The organism is Anaerolinea thermophila UNI-1, from assembly GCF_000199675.1.
Classification (GTDB): domain Bacteria; phylum Chloroflexota; class Anaerolineae; order Anaerolineales; family Anaerolineaceae; genus Anaerolinea; species Anaerolinea thermophila.
This window is the reverse complement of sequence record NC_014960.1, coordinates 422,008-439,947: the sequence shown is the minus strand read 5'-3', so window position 1 is coordinate 439,947 and position 17,940 is coordinate 422,008. Positions and strand designations below refer to the sequence as shown.

Genomic DNA, 17,940 nt, shown 5'->3' with positions numbered 1-17,940 from the left:
TGTTTCAAGAAAGGAGTAAGTTGTATGAAGCGCACCCTGTTTTCCCTGATTCTGGTTCTCACCATCGTGCTGACGGCTTGCGCGCAGGCGGGCGGCACTCCGGCGCCCTCTGGCGGAGCGGCAGAGATTCGCTTCATGGCATGGGGCGACCCGGCTGAACTGGAAGTGTGGAAGCAAATTGTCGCCGACTTCGAGAAGGAAAATCCCAATGTCAAGGTGAACGTGGAAGTTTCCGACTGGGATTCGTACTGGACGAAGTTGAAGACCCTGCTTGCCGCCAACACCCCGCCGGACATCTTCGCCATTGATGCCCCGCTCTACAAGGACTATCAATCCCGCGGCGTTCTGCTCAACCTGAAGCCCTATCTGGATGCCAACCCCGGCTTGCTGGATGGGCTGTATCCGGTCACCCTGAAAGCCTACGAAACCCCCGAAGGCTACTTCGGTTTGCCGCGCGATTTCCAGACCATTGTGGTCTTCTACAACAAGGATATGTTTAACGCCGCCGGCATCCCCTATCCGCAACAGGGCTGGACGTATGACGACCTGCGCGAGATTGCCAGGAAACTGACCAAAGACACCAACGGCGATGGCAAGGTGGATCAGTACGGCTTCTACGCCGATTTGTGGGACATGGAACTCATCTGGGGTGAAGGCATTTGGGCGCACGGCGGCGATGTCATCAGCGCCGACTACACCAAGACGCTCATCGGTACGCCCGAAGCCCGCAAAGCCTGGCAACTCTTCCACGATATGATTTTCGTGGACGGTTCCTGGCCCGATGCCAACACTGCGGCGCAGTACGGCGGCGATCCCTTCCTGGCTGGCGTTGCCGCCATGACCACCATTGGACACTGGGCAATCCCCGGCTATGCTGAAGCATCCTTCAAGTGGGATGTTGCCCCCATGCCCGCCGGACCTGCCGGGCAAGCCACCAGCGTCAACAGCGCCGGGTTTGTGGTTGCCAAAGCCACCAAATACCCGCAGGAAAGTTTCAACTTCATCAAGTTTGTGCTGAGCGAGAAGGGGCAGACCCGCCTGGCGGAACTGGGCTTTGCCTGCCCGGTGCTCAAGTCGGTTGCCGAAAGCCCTGCCTTCCTGGAACAGGAAGTCAAGGTCAACCATCAGGTTTTCCTGGATTCGCTGGCGTTCGCCCGCATGAAGCCGTCCTTCAAGGGTTATGAGGAATGGTCCTCGGTGATTGGCGACGGCATGAGCGTGGTGTGGACCGGCGAAGCCGAACTGGATGCCACCCTGGACGAAGTCGTCAAACAGGCTGACGAAGTGCTGGCAAAGAACAGGTAATTCTTTCCCTATCCCTGCCCCCCGCAGGAACGGTTTTGCTCTGCGGGGGGCAGGCTTGGAGCAAACTTTTATGGAAGCCGGTCTCAAACCTCTTGGTCGGGAAAAATTCTGGTTGTGGGCAATGCTCGCCCCTACCCTGTTCGGGCTGTTTTTCAGCGCTTTTGGATCACTGCTGGCAACGCTGGCGCTGTCTTTTACCCGCTGGGACTTGCTGACCCCGCCCCAATGGGCTGGCTTTGCCAATTACATCGCGCTGTTCAAAGATCCCAAGAACCTTACCTCTCTGCTGAACACGGTGCGGTTTACCGCCATGTATGTGCCGGGGGTGGTCATCGTCTCCCTGCTGGTGGCAGTGCTGATGAACCGCGGGCTGAAGGGCATTTCCTTCTTCCGCACGGCTTACTACCTGCCGGCAGTGACCTCGGCAGTGGCTACCGCGCTGGTGTGGCAGATGATTTATGGAAAAGATACGGGAATCCTCAACTACCTTCTGGAAAGCCTCGGGTTACAGCCGGTGTGCTGGCTGTGTACCGATATGGCGCTCTATTCGGTGGTCATTGTCAACATCTGGGGGGCAATTGGCGAGGGCATGATTATCTTTCTGGCAGGGTTAACCACCATCCCACGCGAGTACTACGAAGCCGCCGAGATGGACGGCGCCAAAGGCTTGCAGAAGTTCTTCCGCATCACCCTGCCGCTCATCACCCCCAGCATTTTCTTCCAAACGCTGATTTCCACCATCAACGCCTTTCAGGCATACGACTACATCTATATGCTCACCCGCCGCGGGCAGGGCGATAGTTCTGTTCCAGTCGTGGTGTTCTCTATTTACCGCAACGCCTGGCATTTCTCCAATTACGGCGGTGCCAGCGCGCAAGCCATCGAACTCACCCTCATCGTGGCGGCATTGATGGGGCTGTACCTGTGGCTGGAAAAGCGCTTTGTGGTGTATGAGTAGGAAGGAGACCTTTATGGGAAAACGCGTACAAACCCGTTTATTGGATGCTCTGACGTACCTCATCCTGCTCATCGGCGCGGTAGGCATGGTCACCCCCTTCCTGTGGATGGTGTCCACGTCCTTCAAACTGCCCGCCGATCAGTTCACCAAAACGCTCATTCCGCCTACCTTTACCCTGAGAAACTTTCAGGCGCTCTTTGCCTACGGCGATATCAGTTTCCCCCTGCTGTTCCTCAACAGTGCGGTCATTTCCCTGCTGACCACCATTGGGCAACTGCTCACCTGCTCCATGGCGGCGTTTTGCTTTGCCGTGGTACGCTTCAAAGGCAGAGATTTCCTGTTCACCCTGCTTTTACTGACCCTGCTGATTCCGTTCCATGTGACCCTTATCCCCAATTTCGTCATTTTCTCATGGCTGGGGCTGGTGGGTACCAGTGTGCCGTTGTGGTTGCCTGCCTTCTGGGGCGGGGCTTTCGGCACGTTCCTCTTGCGGCAGTACTTCCTCACCATTCCCCGCGACCTGGTGGATGCGGCACGGGTGGACGGCGCAACCCTGCCGCAAATCTACTGGAAGGTGTACCTGCCGCTCGCCAAGCCTGCTCTGGCGGCGCTGGCAATCTTTTCCTTCCAGGGCGCATGGAACGACTTGCTTCGCCCGCTGGTCTATATGCCTGCCGCGCCGAACACGACCCTGACGGTCGGGCTGGCGCTCTTCCAGACGCAGATGACCCGCGGCGGAAACTTTACCGTATTAATGGCAGGCGCGCTGATCAGCATCCTGCCCCTGCTCATCGTCTTCTTCTTTGCTCAGCGCTTCTTCATTGAGGGTATTGCCCTGAGCGGCGTCAAGCGCTAAATTTATCTTCGTTACAGGAGTGTTCTTATGACCAAGATTACCTTCATCGGTGCAGGCAGTTTGGGCTTCACCAGCGAACTGGTGCGCGACATCCTCACCTTCCCCCTGCTGGAAGATGCCCACATCGCTCTGATGGACATTCACCCCGAACGGCTGGAATGGGCAAAACGGCAGGTGGAGAAACTCATCGCGGCGGGCAAACGCCCTGCCACCGTCTCCGCCACCCTGGACCGCGCCGAAGCCCTGAAGGGCGCGGATGTGGTGCTGACCACCATTCTGGCAGGCAGTACCGAGGTCTGGCGGCATGATATTGAAATCCCCAAGAAGTACGGCGTGGACATCAACGTGGGCGATACCCGCGGACCGAGCGGCATCTTCCGCTTTCTGCGCACCATCAACCCGATGATGGACATTGTCCGCGATATGGAAAAATACTACCCCAACGCCGTCCTGCTCAACTACACCAACCCCATGGCGATGCTGGTCTCTGCCATTCAAAAGCAGTCCTTCATCACCGTGACGGGATTGTGCCACTCGGTGCAGGGCACTGCCATGATGCTGGCGCGCTGGATTGGCGCACCTTACGAGGAAATTGACTACGTCTGCGCGGGCATTAACCACCAAGCCTGGTACTTGGAGTACAAATGGAATGGGCAGGACGCCTACCCGCTCATCCGCAAAGCAGTGACCGAGCGCCCCGAGGTGTACAACGAGGAAATTGTCCGCAACGAGATGTTTCTAGCGCTGGGCTATTACGTCACCGAATCCAGCGGTCACAACTCGGAATACAACTGGTGGTTCCGCAAGCGCCCCGACCTCATCGAAAAGTACTGCACACACGGCACGGGCTGGAATCCAGGCGAGTACGCCTACATCCTCAAGGAATATCAGCGCAACGAAGCCACCTGGAAGGATCAGGTGCGCGAACGTCTGGAAGCACCGCTCACCCCCGAGGATTTACAGCGTGGCGAGGAATACGCGGCGTATATCATCAACGCGCTGAAGGGCGGCGAACCCTTCAAGTTCAACGGCAATGTGCGCAACACCCACCTCATTACCAACCTGCCCGAAGGTGCCTGCGTGGAAGTACCTGTGTACGTGGATCGCGCAGGCTTCCACCCCACTCACGTGGGCGCGCTCCCACCTGAATGCGCTCTGCTCACCCAACTTTCCAGCGGCATTGAGGAAATGGCGGTGCAGGCGTCCATTGCGGGCGACCCCACCATGGTGTACCGTGCCATCTGTCACGACCCGCTGACGGCTTCGGTGCTTTCGCTGGCAGAAATCCGCCAGATGACTAATGAATTGTTTGCCGTGCATAAGGATTACCTGCCGCAGTTCAAGGTCCACCGCGTGTAAGGAATGCGCCTGCGATTTGCTCATCTGGTGTTGATTTTGTCCATCGCGCTGGCGGGATGTGCCCCCGCGCTCCCGCCAGCCCCTTCCTTTGTTCGTTTTACGGAGACCGCAGAGATGTCCTCTGAAAATTCCCCTCACCCCGCCGCCGACTGGTGGCGCCCCACGGTTGGGCTTACCTGGCAGTGGCAGATTGGCAATAACGAGATTGACACCCGCGTTGATGTGGATGTGTACGATATTGACCTGTACGTGGATCAAGCCGTGATTGACGAACTGCATGCTCAGGGACGCAGGGTCATCTGCTACATCAGCGTGGGTTCGTGGGAAGACTGGCGTCCCGACAAAGACCGCTTTCCTGCCGAAGTGCTGGGCAAGGATTACGAGGGCTGGCAGGGCGAGAAGTGGCTGGACATCCGCCAGATTGACAAACTGGCGCCCATCATGCTGGCGCGCCTGGATTTGTGCCAGGCAAAAGGTTTTGACGCTGTCGAACCCGACAACATGGAAATTTACACCAACGACACGGGCTTCCCCCTGACCTACAAAGACCAGTTGAAGTACGCTCTCTGGCTGGCTGAGGAAGCCCACAAACGCGGGCTGGCAATCGGGCAGAAAAACGCCGCCGATATGGTGGCGGATCTGGTGAACGTCTTTGACTTTGCCATCACCGAGGATTACTTTTACTACGGCGAAGCCGAAAGCATGCTTCCATACATCCAGGCAGGCAAGCCCGTGTTTGCCGCCGAATACACCGACCTGCCCGGCGATTTTGAGGAATTCTGCCGGCAGTCCCGAAAACTGGGCTTCAGCACCATTCTGAAAAACCGCGAACTGGATGCCTGGGTGAAGTTTTGTCCTTAATTTTTCATCTCTGGGAAGGGTTATGAAAGCATTGAGTATTGCCAAATTTCGCTCGTTTCAAACCTGCGCTTCTGCGCACGGCACGTTCACTTTTCTGGCACTGGATCACCGCCAGAACCTGCGCCGCGCCAACCCGCGCTTTGAAGACAACCACGAACTGAGCCGCTTCAAACTGGAAGTCACCGCCGAACTGGCGCCTTTTGCCACCGGTGTCCTGCTCGACCCGGAAGTTTCGGCGGCGCAAGCCATTGCCAGCGGCGCCCTACCCGGCACCAAAGGACTGGTGGTAGCGCTGGAAGCCACCGGCTACACCGGCGAGCCTGCCGCGCGGCGCTCGCAAATCCTGCCGGGCTGGAGCGTGGAAAAAGCCAAGCGCATGGGCGCCAGCATGGTCAAACTGCTGGTGTACTACCACCCCGAGTCACCCACTGCGCAGGAAATCGAAGCCTTCGTAGCGCAAACCGCTGTCGAATGTCAGCGCTATGACCTGGCGCTGATGCTCGAACCGCTCTCGTACCCGCTGAAGGGCGAGCGCCTTTCCGGCGAAGAAAAGCGCCGTGTGGTCATCGAGACTGCCCGCCGCCTCACCGCCATCCCCGGGGTGGATTTGCTCAAAGCCGAACTGCCTCAAGCCACCGATGACCTGGACATGGGCAAACTCGCCGATGCCTGTGCCGAACTGCATGAGGCAAGCCAGGCGCCGTGGATTTTGCTCTCTGCCGCCGCTTCCTTCGAGACCTACCTGCAACAGACGGCAGTCGCCTGCCGCGCCGGCGCCAGCGGGATTGCCGTAGGACGCGCTGTCTGGCAGGAAGCCGTTGCGCTTGATGGCAGTGACCGCCTGGACTTCCTGCGCCGCATAGCCCGCCCGCGCCTGGAGCGCCTGAGCGCGCTGTGCCTGGCGCTGGCGCGCCCCTTCACCGAGGTGTACAGCGCCGAGGCTCCTTTCGATTGGTACCGTCAATACTGAGATTATGTCTGAGACCTTTGCCCCTTCATCCCGACCATTCGATCTGCTGGTTGCCGGAGAAATCAACCCCGACCTGATTCTAAACGGCGATGTCGAACCCGCCTTCGGGCAGGTGGAGAAATGCGTGGACTCCGCCACATTGACCATCGGCTCTTCTTCGGTGATTTTTGCCTGCGGCGCGGCGCGTTTGGGCTTGCGGGTAGCCTTCATTGGCAAGTGCGGCGATGACCTCTTCGGGCGCTACATGCTGGAAGCCATGCAGGAACGCGGCATTGATACCCGCGCGGTGATTCAAATCCCCGACGGGCATACCGGCATGAGCGTCATTCTCAACCGCGGCAGTGACCGCGCCATTCTCACCTATCCCGGCTTGATTGCCGCGCTGTCCGCCGATGACATTCCCGATGACCTGCTCGGGCAAGCCCGCCACCTGCACATTGCCTCGTACTTCCTGCAAACCGCCTTACAGCCCGGCTTGCCCGATCTCTTCCGCCGCGCCCGCCGTCTGGGATTGACCACCTCGCTCGACCCCAACTACGACCCCGGCGCATCCTGGCAGGGGATTCGCGATTTGCTGGCGCTGACCGATGTCTTCCTGCCCAATCAAACCGAAGCCTGCGCGCTGACAGGCACGGACGACCCCGCCAAAGCCGCCCGCACGCTGGGCAAACAAACCGGTACTGTAGCGGTCAAAATGGGTACGCAGGGTGCGCTGGGGGTGCAGGGCGAGGTTATGGCTCACGCTCCCGCCCTGACCGTGCCGGTGGTGGATACAGTTGGCGCGGGCGATTCCTTCGATGCCGGTTTTCTCTACGGCTACCTGCAGGGCTGGACGCTGGAGCGGTGTCTGCGTCTGGGCGCGGTATGCGGCAGTCTCTCCACCCGCACCGCAGGCGGGACTGCGGCTCAGCCCACCCTTGCCGAAGCCCTGGGATTTCTTGAGCGGGAGAAGTAAATGATGTTCGGCTCGCCTGCTCCCCTGCTGGATATGGTCACCGCGCAGAAACAGGGCATGGCGCGGGGTATCCCATCCATTTGTTCGGCACATCCGGTGGTGCTGAGTGCCGCCTGCCATCTTGCCCGCCGGAGCGGCGCGCCCCTGCTCATCGAAACCACCTGCAATCAGGTCAACCACCAAGGTGGGTACAGCGGCATGACCCCCGCCGATTTTGTCCGCTTTCTGCGCGAAATTCTGGAACGGGAAGGTATTCCCCCGCAACAGGTCATCCTGGGCGGGGATCACCTGGGTCCTTACCCCTGGCGGAAAGAGCCTGCCGAAACCGCCATAGCACAAGCGCTGGAAATGGTGCGGGCATACGTGCAGGCAGGCTACACCAAAATTCATCTGGACGCTTCCATGCCCTGCGCCGATGACGACCCCGAGCGTCCCCTGCCGCTGGAGCGCATAGCCCGACGGGCGGCGCAGTTGTGCGCCGCCGCCGAAGCCGCCGCGGGAGCGGTTCAGCCGGTGTACGTAATTGGCAGTGAGGTGCCCCCGCCCGGCGGCGCGCAGGGTCAGGAGGCAAGACTTCACGTCACCACTCCGCAGGAAGCCCAAGCCGCGCTGGATGCCTTTCGGGAAGCCTTTCTGCAGGCAGGCTTGACTCCCGTTTGGGAGCGGGTCATTGCGCTGGTAGTCCAGCCGGGGGTGGAGTTTGGCGTGGACAGCATTCACGCCTATCAGCGCGAAGCCGCCCGCCCGCTGAAGACCTTCATCGAGGGCGTGCCCGGCATGGTGTATGAAGCCCACTCGACCGATTACCAGACCCGTGCCTCCCTGCGTGCGCTGGTGGAAGACCACTTTTCCATTCTCAAGGTTGGTCCGGCACTAACCTTTGCCTACCGCGAAGCCGTGTTCGCCCTGGAACACATCGAACGGGAAATATTGGGCAGGCAGGATATGCCTCTCTCCCGCCTGAGTGAAGTCCTCGACGAGGTGATGCTGAACGATCCACGCCACTGGCAGGGATACTTTGCCGGCGCTCCCGCCGAACAGGCGCTGGCGCGCCGCTACAGTTTCAGCGACCGCATTCGCTATTACTGGCACCATCCCGCCGCGCAGGAAGCCGTGCGGAGACTGCTCGCCAACCTGATCGAAACCCCGCCGCCGCTGAGTTTGCTCAGCCAGTACCTGCCGCGCGAGTATGAGATGGTGCGCGCGGGGGAAATCTCCAGCCACCCGCAGGACCTGATTCGGGCACATATCCAGCACACGCTGGAAGATTACGCTGCGGCGTGCGGGTAAGCCGGTGCGACCGCGCCCTGAATCTGTCGAAGGGCGCGTAAAGAATAAGTCACCGTCAGGGCGCGAAGACGTGCTTGTATTTCTTCCCCATCTGGCTACAATCAAAACCAAGAGGGCTCTTCCCCTCTGGAAGGTCATCCCTATGTTTTCCCCAGTGTTCATGCTTCCGCGCCGCGGGTTCTATCTCATTCTTGCAGTGATTCTGTTGCTTCTGCTTACCGGCTGTCCGCCGAAATTTCCCTGCGATGAGAAAATCAAAGATCCCGAACCCTACCAGCAAATGGTGCTTCAGCATCCTCTCATCCAAGCCCTCTCAGAGACGCTGACCATCGAGGAAGTACGGATTGGTGCCTGTTTCGTCAAGGGCAAGGCAAACGCGGCGGTGATGTTCCGAACGCCGTCGGATTTCTCTTCCCTGGGGATGCTGTACCGCGGCAGTTTTGACTTTATTTTCACCAAAGACGGCACGCTCTCCATCCCAGAGGACGGATTCTGGGAAATCCGCGACTGGGAAATCTCCAGTTGGGATGGGAAGTCCATTGACCTTATTGTCGGAGCCATTCGCAAGAAAATTGACGAACTGGAAAGCAACCCGCGGGTGCATGAGGTGCTCACGCGAACTCAAGCCGATCCATTGAACGCCGCAAATCACCTCAACACGGGGCAAATTTTCCGAAAAAATGCCCGTCTGACGTATGCCTTCAGGGCGCATCAGGTGCGGGAGTACTTACTTCCCAGTGATATAGAATGGGAGACTTTCCCTGAAATCCACCAGGCGCATGAGATCATCCAGACCCGCCTGCTCACCGGCGAATTGTCGAACTGCACCATTGGAACAGGGGAACTGCACAACTACACCGGGGCTCAAATCGATGAATTGGGGGGATGGTACATGACCGTTGCCCTGCAGTGCAATGAAAAATGGAAGGATGCTTTCCTGCACCTTTTGTCCGACGGTTCTTTCGAACGCTTGAGCATCCAGACCGAATACTGATTTTCTTGATATCCCCTTGAGAGGTTTTTCCCGCTTTCTGCGTTACACTGAACGCAGGAGGTAAGGATGGATCGTTCTATGGTCACCACAACGTTTGGCTTTGAGGGCTATCGCATTGTGCGCTATCTGGGGGTGGTGCGCGGCATTACGGTGCGATCGCGGAGCATTGCGGGAAATTTTGTCGGCGCGCTGGAAACCATGGTGGGAGGAAAAATTACCACCTACACCGAACTGTGCGAGCATGCCCGTCAGGAAGCCTTTGACCTGCTCATCCAGCATGCCGAGCAGATTGGCGCCAATGCAATTATCGGCATGCACTACGACGCCACCGAGTTGATGGAAAGCGTCACCGAGGTGCTGGCATACGGCACGGCGGTGGTGGTGGAAAAAATCTGAGGCTTCTCCGTTCTGAAAGGCGTTTGCCGGGAAAATGACCTTCTGAAATTTTGCCTTATTCTGAAGGAAAAAGGTAAAATAACCCTACAACAGGAGGTATTGAAGTCGTATGAGCGAATCTGGCGAACGCATTACCATGCAAAACGGACGCCTGCACGTCCCGTCTCACCCCATCATTCCTTTTATTATCGGCGATGGCACCGGACCGGACATCTGGCGCGCGGCGGTGCGCGTCTTTGATGCGGCGGTGGAGAAAGCCTATCGCGGCGAACGGCGCATCATCTGGAAAGAGGTGCTGGCGGGCGAAAAAGCCTTTAACACGCTGGGCACCTGGCTCCCCGAGGAAACCCTGCAGGCATTTCGCGAGTATCTGGTGGGCATTAAAGGTCCGCTGACCACTCCCATCGGCGGGGGCATCCGCTCGCTGAACGTTGCCCTGCGCAAGGAACTGGATTTGTACGTCTGTCTGCGACCGGTGCGTTACTTCCCGGGCGTGCCCAGTCCGGTGCGCCACCCCGAACTGGTGGACATGGTCATCTTCCGCGAGAACACCGAGGACATCTACACCGGCATCGAGTACGAGTACGGCACCGAGGAAAACGCCCGCTTCAAGCAACTGCTCAAAGAGCATTTCCCCAAAGACTACGCCAAAATCCGCTTCCCCGAGACGGCGGGTATCGGCATCAAGCCGGTTTCAAAGGAAGGCACGGCGCGGCTGGTGCGCGCCGCCATCCGCTATGCGCTGGAGAACAAACGCCGCAATGTGACTCTGGTGCATAAGGGCAACATCATGAAGTACACCGAGGGGGCTTTCCGCAACTGGGGCTACGAAGTTGCCGAAACCGAATTTGGCGAGCAGACCTACACCTGGGCGCAGTGGGAGCGCACCAAAGCCGAAAAAGGCGAAGATTCCGCCAACGCCGAACAGGAAGCCGCGCTGAAATCCGGGAAACTGCTCGTCAAGGACGTGATTGCCGATATCGTCTTCCAGCAGACGCTTTTGCGCCCGCGCGAGTTCGATGTGCTGGCAACCATGAACCTCAACGGCGACTACCTCTCCGACGCGCTGGCGGCGCAGGTGGGCGGCATCGGCATTGCGCCGGGCGGAAACATCAACTACACCACCGGGCACGCCGTCTTTGAAGCCACGCACGGCACGGCGCCCAAATACGCCGATAAGGACATGGTCAACCCCGGCTCGGTGATTCTCTCCGGCGAGATGATGCTGAGGTACATGGGCTGGACGGAAGCCGCCGACCTGATCATCCGCGGCATGGAAGGCGCCATCGCCGCCAAAACGGTGACCTATGATTTCCACCGCCTGATGGAAGGCGCTACCCTGCTGAAATGCTCGGAGTTCGGCGACGCCGTCATCCGCCACATGGATTAATGCGCTGGGGATAACGAAACAGGGTGGGCGCGGTCAAGCCGCGTTTCCACCCTGTTTTTTTTTGTTCAGGGAGCGGTGGAGAAACTCAGATGGTGAAATCTTCTGCGTGCCACACGCCCGAGGCGTCGGGGTGCGGCAGAGGACCGTGGCGGTGATGCTCTTTGCCGTTGCCCGGCACCAGGTGCGGATGCTCCAGCACGTGCGAGCGCAGAACGGCTTCCAGGCGTTCCAGGCGGTCGCTGGAGCCAATCAGCGCGGGCTGAACCTGCTGGCGGGCTTCTTCCAGGCGCTGTTCCAGCGATTCCACGCGCTCGATAAGCGCCGCCACCGTCGTGCCGATGGTATCGGGCAGGACGTTGTGATTCAGGTCGGGCGCGGTTGTCTGCGGGCGGTTGCGCACCACCACCTGACCCGGCACGCCCACCACCACCGAGTTGGGCGGGACGCTTTTCACCACCACGGCGTTCGCGCCGATGCGGCTTCCCGCGCCTACGGTGATGGCGCCCAGAATCTTCGCGCCGGCGCCCACCACCACGCGGTCTTCCAGCGTGGGATGGCGCTTGCCCTTCTCCAAACTGGTACCGCCCAGCGTCACCCCGTGATAGAGGGTCACATCGTTGCCAATCTCGGCGGTCTCGCCGATGACCACCCCCATGCCGTGATCAATGAAGAAGCGCCGCCCGATGGTCGCACCGGGGTGAATCTCAATGCCGGTCAGGAAGCGCATGACATGGGAGAGCCAGCGCGCCAGCGTCTTGAAGCCGCGTCCCCACAGCCAGTGGGCAATGCGGTGACCCCACACGGCGTGCAGTCCGGGGTAGGCTACCAGAATCTCGAACACACTGCGCGCCGCCGGGTCGCGTTCAAATACCGAGGCAATGTCCTCGCGCATCATCTGGAAAAACTTTTTCACCATCTCTCCACCTCTAAACCCAACTAGTCCGCCAAATCGGCAAAGAGCGCCGTGCTCAGGTAGCGCTCGCCAAACGACGGGATGATGACCACGATGAGTTTACCGGCGTTTTCGGGGCGCGCGGCTACCTGAAGCGCCGCCCAGGTTGCCGCCCCCGAGGAAATGCCCACCAGCAAGCCTTCCATGCGCGCCATCTTGCGGGCGGTGGCAAAAGCATCCTCGGCTTTGACGCGCACGATTTCATCGTAAATCTGCGTGTTCAGCACATCGGGGATGAACCCCGCGCCGATGCCCTGAATGGGGTGCGGACCCTTCTGCCCGCCGGAAAGCACCGGGCTGGCATCGGGTTCGACGGCAATCATGCGCACCGAGGGCTTACGCGCTTTCAGTACCTCGCCCACGCCGGTAATCGTCCCGCCCGTGCCGACGCCCGCCACCACCATGTCCACCTGTCCATCGGTATCGCGCCAGATTTCCTCAGCGGTGGTCTTGCGGTGAATTTCCGGGTTGGCGGGGTTCTTGAACTGCTGGGGCATGAAGTAGCGCGGGTCGCTGGCGGCAATCTCTTCGGCTTTGCGGATGGCACCCGCCATGCCCTCACTGCCGGGAGTGAGGATGAGTTCCGCGCCGTAAGCGCGTAAGAGCATGCGGCGTTCCTTGCTCATCGTCTCGGGCATCACCAGCACACAACGGTAGCCGCGCGCCGCGCAGACAAACGCCAGCGCAATGCCCGTGTTGCCGCTGGTCGGTTCGATGATAATCGTGTCGGGCTTGATCAGCCCGGCTTGTTCGGCGGCGTTAATCATCGCCACGCCAATGCGGTCTTTGACGCTTTTGGCGGGGTTGTAGTACTCCAGTTTTGCCACTACGGTGGCGGCGGCACCGGCTTCCTGAGCGATGCGGTTCAGGCGCACCAGCGGGGTATTGCCAATCAGTTCGGTTGCATCGTTTGCAATGCGCATGGTTTGGTACTCCTTTGATAAAGTTGGGTTGTTTCCGGTAAACATAAAACTCCTTAAAAAATGCACAGCCAGCAGAAAGAAAACAAAAAGACAGCGGAGAACCGCTCAAACATACTTGCGTATGCGGGGCTGTTCTCCGCTGCCTTCGCTCTGCTGGCTGTTTTTCAGGGATTAACGGCTCTAGCGAGGCAGGGATCCCACGCCCCGCCTCGGACACATGCACGCCAGAACCATCAATCTACCTTCATTGACCATCTTACTCGAATTATAGAACGGATTGAGAGAATGTCAAGGGAATTTTTACGATTCGTATAAGAAAAATGCCAGGAATTTTTCTATAATGAGAGAGAACCTTCCGTGGGAGGATGTGGATGAAACTGGGTAAAGTGGAAGCGCCGGTACGCTTGGCGCTGGCGTTTTACGAAGCCTGCAACCGTCAGGCAATCGAAGAGATGCTCACCCTGCTGAGTGCGGACTGCCTGTTCGAGAGTCCCGCCGCGCCGTGCGGCAGTCCCCTGCGCGGTCGGGATGCCATTGCCGCCTTCTGGCGGGAGTTCTTTGCCGCGCATCCGGGCGCGCGTTTCGAGGTGCAGGACGTCTTCGGTGCGGGCTTCCGCAGTGTAGCGCGCTGGACGTGCACCTGGAAAAGCCCCGACGGCACAGCACATTCCTTCTGCGGCGTGGATGTCTTTCGCATCACCGGAGAATCCATCGCCGAGCAGGTGTCGTTTGGGAAGGGAGAGTAGAAGGTGAACATATTTCCCTTTACCGCGCGGGTAGGCGTGCGCCTCGGGTGGGTGATAGGGCTGGGAATCGCGGCGCTCATCCTCGTCCCTGTGCTTCTGTTTGCGTGGGTAGCAAATTTGCCTGAAGTGTATCCCTATACCCTGCTGAAGAGCGAGGCGGGCACGCTGGGGCTGGCAGTCTTCAGCCTGCTGGTGGTGGGTATTCTTTTCATTTTGCTCTGGGGATGGTTCTCCACCGGTAAAATTGTGGTGAACTCCAGCGGGATGAAATGGGAAATTGAGGGCGAAAAAGGTTTCATCCGCTGGGATCAGCCCTTCAGTCTGCATCGCTGGCGCTCGGTATATGAATCCGGCGGCACTTCCTACGACCAGCCCAGCATGACCCTGCCTGTCATCGTCTATCGCGTGGCGCAGGGTGACTCGTGCCTGACCTTCTGGTATGGGGAAAGTTGGAAAAAGATACAGGACTTACCCGATGGACCGCTGGCGGGGGTGATGCTGTTTCACCATGCCAGGAAACTGGCAAAGACAATTGACGAAATGTATCAACAATCCCTCAAAACAATATAAGGTCCAACTTATCTGACGATACCGTCATTCAACCATAAAAGTCCGGTCACCCCCGGCTTGTTGTCACAGAGCAGATCCCACGTGTTTTCGGTTTATCCATCTTTTTCGCCACGCCTCAGGCAAATTATGTCTGATTCCTGCGGTATAATGTACCCCATGTCGGATATGGATTTAGAGAACACCCAACCCTCGCGCCCCCGCGAGGATATGGAAGACACGCAACCACATACCCCTGTCTCGCGAGGCGTCTCTCCTGTTCCCCCGGAACAGCGTGCGGCTGAAAACGAACCCCATACGCAGCCACGCCGCCGTTCCCTGCGGGGATGGGTCATTGCAGGGGGAATCGTCCTCATTCTTTTACTGGGTGGTTTAGGCGCATTTTTGGGTTATCGGGCGGCACAGGCGGCACGATCGCAGATGTCGCGCGAGCAAATCGTCACCCTGGCAACCGAGCAGATGATGCTGGCTCAGCAGGACCTCGAACAGGGCCGTTTCCAGATTGCCCGCAAGCGCCTGGAATATGTCATTCAACTCGACCCGAACTTCCCCGGGGTGCAGGAAAAACTGGCAGAAGTGATGATTCAGGAAGCCTTTTCGCTCACCCCCACCGCTACCATTGCGCTGGCAACCAGCACTCCCACCCCCACGCCCGATTTTCGCGGCGAGGAAGAGATTTTCAACAACGCGCGCCAACTGCTGGCACAAAAAGAGTGGTTTGCCGTGCTGGACATGCTGGACGCCCTGCGCAACAAGAACCTGACCTACCGCGCGGTGGAAGTGGATGGCATGTACTACATTGCCCTGCGCAACCGCGGGCTGGCAAAAATCAACAACGGCAACCTGGAAGGCGGATTGTATGACCTGGCGCTGGTTGAGCGCTTTGGTCCACTGGATGTAGATGCCCAGGGCGTGCGCAACTGGGCACGCCTGTACCTCACTGGTGCCGCCTACTGGGGTGTGCGCTGGGATCAGGTTATCTTCTACTTCTCCCAGATTGTGCCTGCCTACCCGGGGTTACGGGATGTCAACGGGGTGACCGCGCTGGAACGCTACCGCGTGGCGCTGATCAAGTACGGCGATCAACTTGCCGCCGAGGGCAAATACTGTGACGCGCTCAAGCAGTACGAAGCCGCTCAGCAGGTGGCGCCGGACGGTATGCTGGAGCCGACCATGACGGCAGTGTACAATCAGTGCTACGTCCAGCCCAGCGAGACCCCCACCCTGCCCCTCACCCTTACGCCCACGCCGACCTCCACGGGGGTCATTGTACCGCCCACCGAGACGCCCACTCCGCCTGCGGCACCCAGCGAGACGCCTACCGAAACCCCCACACCCTGACCGGAGCGGTTGATCGATGCAGGCATCATCTCTTGCCCTGGCACTGACTTACTGGTTGCACATGCTGGCAACTGTGCTCTGGCTGGGGAGTTTAAGTGCGCTTGCCGTGCTGGTGCTTCCCGCGGCACGGCGCAGGCTGGATGCCTCTGCCTATGCCGCCCTGCTGGAAGATTTGCAGGAACGCCTGCAACCGCTGGCATGGCTTTCGCTGGCAGTGCTGGCGGCTACCGGCATGTTCCAGATGAGCGCGCATCCGCGTTACAGCGGTTTCCTCGCCATTGAAAACGCCTGGGCAGTAGCGATTCTCATCAAGCATCTGTTCGTTGGGGGGATGGTGCTGCTCAGCGCGTACAATACCTGGGGATTACTCCCGCAATTGCGGCGCATGGCAATCCTGAGGGCTTCGGGAAAACCCCTGGATGAAACCCAACTGGCGCAAATTCAGCGCCGGGAACGCCTTTTGCTCACCCTTTTGTTGATTTCCTCCGTGCTGGTGCTGGCGTTTACCGCGCTGGCGCGGGCAGTTTCTTAATCAGGGAGCGTCGTCGGAAACGGGGGTCAGGCGGGTTACCCCGGGCGTGTAGTGCCACACCAGCCTGCCGGGGAAGAACTGAATCACTTCTTGATTGAGAATTTCTCCGCGGTCAATGGTAAAGACAAATTGCGAATCGAAGAGGGGACTGCTCAAGTCCAGCAAACGCCCATATTCGATCCATTTCCTTTGCGGATACACGATGACCAGCGTGGGGGGCATCTTCTGCGCTTCCGGGGAGAGGAAGAGCGCCAGGTCGGAAGCGCGCACGTCGTACAACCCCACCAGCATCGACAGGCGGATGGGCAGGTAGAGGCTCACATTGGCGGCACACAGGAACATTACCGTGAAAGCCAGCCCAGCCAGCCCCAAGCGGTTCTCCCAGCCCCAGCGCACGGCGCGCCCCTTGCCGGTGACCCAACCCGCCAGCCAGCACACCCCGGCGGCATTCAGCAACATGGCGCCGGGCAGTCCCTCATAGTAGTAACGCGGTCCGTACAGCCAGGCGGGCGTCCAGTAGAGGTTATAAACCGCCACCAGCGCCAGCATCACGCCCACCGGCAGGAAGGCTTGCGGACGCCTGCGCAGGGCGATCAAGCCAAAGGGGAAAAACAGATAAGAGAGGTAGACCCAGCCCATCAGGTCGTGACTGCCAACGCCCACGCTGAAGCGGGTGTGAAACCAGGCTTGCACCAGGGTATGCCCGCCCTCTCTTACCCCCACGCCGGGACCAAAGCCAATTTTGTCGTACTCCCACCACAACAGGTAAGGGTTCAGGAACGGGTCGCCAGTGACGGCGTACTGCCAGACAAAATACAGCAAAGAGACCGCCCCGGCAATGCCGCCAAAGAGGAGTAAACGCCAGCGCCGGCGGGCATCCCCGCGCCAGAGGATGATGAGCGCATGCACGGCAAACGGTAACGCCACGCCCACCGCCGTCAACGGGCGGGTGAGCGCCAGCAGTCCCATGCTGAGTCCGGCAGTGGGCAGGGAAAGCCACGCCGGAATGCGCGAAGGGAAGAAGGCATCCAGCCAGGCAAGGGTGAATGCCAGCGTCAGAAACAGCGCCCAGGGATGATTGAGCAGAGAACCGCTGTTCATCAGGAAGAAAGGCGAGATGACCGTGAAAAGCGCCGCCAGCGCGCCCGTTGGAGCGTTCAGCAGGCGTTTGCCCAGGCGGTAAATGAGCCATACACTCAGCCCAGCCAGGAAGGGGTTGACCCATGCCCGCGCGCCCAGCCGTTCGCCCAGCGCCAGCACCACCGACCAGGCAGGCGGGTACTTGCTGGAGCGCTGACCGTGCGCATCCACGACAAACGGCACGAGAAAGCAATTCGGGCAGGGCGGGGTAGGTATGGTGAGGGTGAAGCCACGGGCAATCAGGCGGGCTTGCCAGGTATATGCCATTTCATCTTCAATATGCGGAATGGCTTCGAAAATTCGAAACGTGACCTGCGCGCTGGCAAGAAACCCCACCAGTGCCAGCAAGAGGGCAAATCCATCCCAGAGACGTTCGCGGCGAAGCGGTGATGCATTCATGAGATT

At 59.3% G+C, this 17,940-nt stretch carries 18 protein-coding genes; 15 read left to right on the top strand and 3 right to left on the bottom strand.

Translation table 11 applies throughout. The annotated features are described in order from the left end of the window. The first annotated feature begins 24 nt into the window (after positions 1-24). From ANT_RS02015 to icd, 11 genes are all read left to right on the top strand, one after another. Positions 25-1,305 (top strand): ABC transporter substrate-binding protein, encoded by a 1,281-nt coding sequence (locus ANT_RS02015; RefSeq protein WP_013558834.1) that lies wholly within the window; start codon positions 25-27, stop codon positions 1,303-1,305. Positions 1,306-1,375: 70 nt separating this feature from the next. After that, positions 1,376-2,263: a carbohydrate ABC transporter permease gene (locus ANT_RS02010; RefSeq protein ID WP_013558833.1), complete on the top strand. Its 888-nt coding sequence runs from the start codon at positions 1,376-1,378 to the stop codon at positions 2,261-2,263. 13 nt (positions 2,264-2,276) lie between these two features. Further along, on the top strand, positions 2,277-3,119 hold the full coding sequence (locus ANT_RS02005; RefSeq protein WP_013558832.1) for a carbohydrate ABC transporter permease: 843 nt from the start codon (positions 2,277-2,279) through the stop codon (positions 3,117-3,119). Between the two features lie 27 nt (positions 3,120-3,146). Next, entirely contained in the window at positions 3,147-4,478 is a 1,332-nt protein-coding gene (melA, locus tag ANT_RS02000) for an alpha-galactosidase (protein ID WP_013558831.1), read from the top strand. Between the two features lie 3 nt (positions 4,479-4,481). Next, entirely contained in the window at positions 4,482-5,339 is an 858-nt protein-coding gene (locus ANT_RS01995) for an endo alpha-1,4 polygalactosaminidase (protein WP_013558830.1), read from the top strand. 22 nt (positions 5,340-5,361) lie between these two features. Then, a complete protein-coding gene (locus ANT_RS01990) occupies positions 5,362-6,309 on the top strand; it encodes a tagatose 1,6-diphosphate aldolase (RefSeq protein WP_013558829.1) in 948 nt (315 codons plus the stop codon). Between the two features lie 4 nt (positions 6,310-6,313). Continuing rightward, positions 6,314-7,264, top strand: coding sequence for a carbohydrate kinase family protein (locus ANT_RS01985; protein WP_013558828.1), 951 nt, complete (start codon positions 6,314-6,316; stop codon positions 7,262-7,264). Next, complete coding sequence (locus ANT_RS01980; protein ID WP_013558827.1) at positions 7,265-8,554, top strand: D-tagatose-bisphosphate aldolase, class II, non-catalytic subunit; 1,290 nt, start codon at positions 7,265-7,267, stop codon at positions 8,552-8,554. Between the two features lie 142 nt (positions 8,555-8,696). Beyond that, entirely contained in the window at positions 8,697-9,548 is an 852-nt protein-coding gene (locus ANT_RS01975) for a hypothetical protein (protein WP_013558826.1), read from the top strand. 66 nt (positions 9,549-9,614) lie between these two features. Continuing rightward, positions 9,615-9,944 (top strand): YbjQ family protein, encoded by a 330-nt coding sequence (locus tag ANT_RS01970; RefSeq protein WP_013558825.1) that lies wholly within the window; start codon positions 9,615-9,617, stop codon positions 9,942-9,944. 109 nt (positions 9,945-10,053) lie between these two features. Beyond that, on the top strand, positions 10,054-11,334 hold the full coding sequence (gene icd / locus ANT_RS01965; protein WP_013558824.1) for an NADP-dependent isocitrate dehydrogenase: 1,281 nt from the start codon (positions 10,054-10,056) through the stop codon (positions 11,332-11,334). Positions 11,335-11,419: 85 nt separating this feature from the next. On the opposite strand, the gene cysE is transcribed toward icd, so the two are convergent. Both cysE and cysK read right to left on the bottom strand, forming a co-directional pair. Next, positions 11,420-12,250, bottom strand: coding sequence for a serine O-acetyltransferase (gene cysE / locus ANT_RS01960; protein ID WP_013558823.1), 831 nt, complete (start codon positions 12,248-12,250; stop codon positions 11,420-11,422). 20 nt (positions 12,251-12,270) lie between these two features. After that, positions 12,271-13,209, bottom strand: coding sequence for a cysteine synthase A (cysK, locus tag ANT_RS01955; RefSeq protein ID WP_013558822.1), 939 nt, complete (start codon positions 13,207-13,209; stop codon positions 12,271-12,273). A gap of 371 nt (positions 13,210-13,580) precedes the next feature. On the opposite strand from cysK, the gene ANT_RS01950 reads away from it, so the two are divergent. The 4 genes from ANT_RS01950 to ANT_RS01935 all read left to right on the top strand — a co-directional run bounded on the left by ANT_RS01950 (position 13,581) and on the right by ANT_RS01935 (position 16,395). Continuing rightward, positions 13,581-13,955, top strand: a complete 375-nt coding sequence (locus ANT_RS01950) for a nuclear transport factor 2 family protein (RefSeq protein WP_049784804.1) — start codon at positions 13,581-13,583, stop codon at positions 13,953-13,955. A gap of 3 nt (positions 13,956-13,958) precedes the next feature. Further along, the gene (locus ANT_RS01945) at positions 13,959-14,525 is read left to right on the top strand and encodes a hypothetical protein (RefSeq protein WP_013558820.1); all 567 of its coding nucleotides are present in this window, start codon (positions 13,959-13,961) and stop codon (positions 14,523-14,525) included. A gap of 156 nt (positions 14,526-14,681) precedes the next feature. Further along, positions 14,682-15,863 carry a hypothetical protein gene (locus tag ANT_RS01940; RefSeq protein WP_041454508.1) on the top strand — a complete coding sequence of 394 codons (1,182 nt, stop codon included), beginning with the start codon at positions 14,682-14,684 and terminating at the stop codon, positions 15,861-15,863. 16 nt (positions 15,864-15,879) lie between these two features. Then, positions 15,880-16,395, top strand: coding sequence for a CopD family protein (locus ANT_RS01935; RefSeq protein WP_013558818.1), 516 nt, complete (start codon positions 15,880-15,882; stop codon positions 16,393-16,395). On the opposite strand, the gene ANT_RS01930 is transcribed toward ANT_RS01935, so the two are convergent. Then, positions 16,396-17,934 (bottom strand): glycosyltransferase family 39 protein, encoded by a 1,539-nt coding sequence (locus ANT_RS01930; protein WP_013558817.1) that lies wholly within the window; start codon positions 17,932-17,934, stop codon positions 16,396-16,398. Positions 17,935-17,940: the final 6 nt, after the last annotated feature.